This is a genomic window from Streptomyces sp. NPDC002868, assembly GCF_055563295.1.
The window spans coordinates 1-1,839 of the sequence record NZ_JBVHDR010000084.1; the positions used below are offsets into that span (position 1 = coordinate 1).

At 66.6% G+C, this 1,839-nt stretch carries 2 protein-coding genes; one reads left to right on the top strand and one right to left on the bottom strand.

The features are described from left to right. Positions 1-41 precede the first annotated feature (41 nt). Positions 42-886 (top strand): IS5 family transposase gene (locus ACZ3H8_RS40785; RefSeq protein ID WP_467410433.1). Its coding sequence is split into 2 segments (ribosomal slippage): positions 42-381 and positions 381-886, totalling 846 coding nucleotides; the frame shifts between segments, so codons are not numbered across the junction. Between the two features lie 76 nt (positions 887-962). On the opposite strand, the gene ACZ3H8_RS40790 is transcribed toward ACZ3H8_RS40785, so the two are convergent. Beyond that, positions 963-1,535 carry a dihydrofolate reductase family protein gene (locus ACZ3H8_RS40790; protein ID WP_467410436.1) on the bottom strand — a complete coding sequence of 191 codons (573 nt, stop codon included), beginning with the start codon at positions 1,533-1,535 and terminating at the stop codon, positions 963-965. Positions 1,536-1,839: the final 304 nt, after the last annotated feature.

A 1,839-nucleotide genomic window follows, 5' to 3' on the forward strand; every position in this document is an offset into this window, starting at 1 on the left:
CTAGGCCGTTTCGTTTGAATCATCTGATCGTTGGCCCAGATGTGCCGTTGACTGACGCGCAGTGGGCGCGGATCGAGCCGTTGCTGCCGGACCGGACGCCGAAGCGGGGTGGCCGGTGGCGGGATCACCGGGAAGTGATCGATGCGATCGCCTGGAAGTTCCAGACCGGATCGCAGTGGGTCCACCTGCCGGAGAAGTACGGCAACTGGAGGGGCGTCTACAACCGGCTGCGGATGTGGGCCGTGGACGGCACCTGGGAGCGCGGGTTCGCCGCGCTGATGGCCCAGGCCGACGCTGACGAGGACCTGATCTGGGCTGTCTCGGTGGACTCGACGATCGTGCGCGCTCACCAGCACGCCGCCGGGGCCCGTAAAAAGGGGCCCCGGCCGGGGAGCCGGACGACCATGCCATCGGCCGGTCCCGCGGCGGGCTGACCACGAAAGTTCATCTCGCGGCCGACGGCAATTGCCGCCCCCTGGCCTTCGTCCTCACCGCCGGGCAGGTCGGTGACGCACCCGCCTTCGCGGACGTGATGGCACACATACGCGTCCCGCGCCGACGCGGACGGCCCCGCACCCGGCCGGAGAGGATCTTGGCCGACAAGGCGTACTCGTCGCGCGCCATTCGCGAGCACCTGCGTAAGCGCGGTATCCGCGCGGTGATCCCTGTCCCCGCGGATCAGCGGGGCCACCGACTGCGTCGAGGCAGCCGTGGCGGCAGGCCACCCACTTTCGACCGTGAGGCATACAAGCAGCGCAACACGGTCGAGCGGTGCATCAATCGCTTGAAGCAGTGGCGCGGCATCGCCACCCGCTACGAAAAGACCGCGACCATCTACCTGGCCGGGCTCCACATCGCGGGCATCTTCCTCTGGTCCGCGCGGTGATCCAACGCCCACCGAGCAGTTCCTTCCGACGAGTGCCACGTCCGGACGCGACGGCAGGGCGAATGCGGGAGCCTTGTCAGCGGACGACGTCGAAGACGTTCTTCTGCAGACCGTTGGCGTAGACCTCGTGCTCGACAAGCTTCAGCTTCTGGGTGTCCTTGTCCGTGGCGCTGAAGAGCCGCTTGCCCGCCCCGAGCAGAAGCGGGAAGACGAGCAGGTGGTAACGGTCGATCAGGCCGGCGTCCGAAAGGGCCTGGTTCAGGGCGGCGCTGCCGTGGACGATGATCGGGCCGCCCTCGGTCTCCTTCAGCGCGGCGACGTCGTCGAGCGAGCGCAGGATCGTCGTCTCGCCCCAGTTCGACACCAGGTTGTCCTCGGTGAGGGTGGTGGAGACGACGTACTTCGGCATCACCTTGTAGTCGGCGAAGTCCTCCATGTCGGGCCACACCGGGCTGAACACCTCGTAGCTGATCCGGCCCATCAGCATCGCGGTGGCTTCCTTCTGCTCCCGTCCCTTGATGTCGAATGCCTCGGGGAGGAACTCGATGTCCTTGAAGGTCCACCCGGCGTTCCGGTAACCGGGCTCGCCGCCCGGGGCCTCCACGACGCCGTCGAGCGAGATGAAAGCGGTGCTGATCAGGGTACGCATTTAAGGTTCCTCGGTGTCTTGTGTCCAGTTCTCAGCAGATTCGGTCGGTGCACGCTTCGACCACACTCGCGGCTGCAGCGCACCAACCATGATCTCTGACTGCGGATCACGGGAAAACTCATCGGCCGTCGCCCGTCCCTCCCGGCGGCCTCAGCCATCCGGATCATCTCGGGGAGCCAATCACGTGCCCGGCTGCGGGACCTACCAGCGGCGCAACAGCGACGAGCGGTGCATCACCCGCCCCAACCGGTGGCACGGCATCTTGATGTAGTCGGGCTCAGTGATCCAAACGAAACTGCCTAGC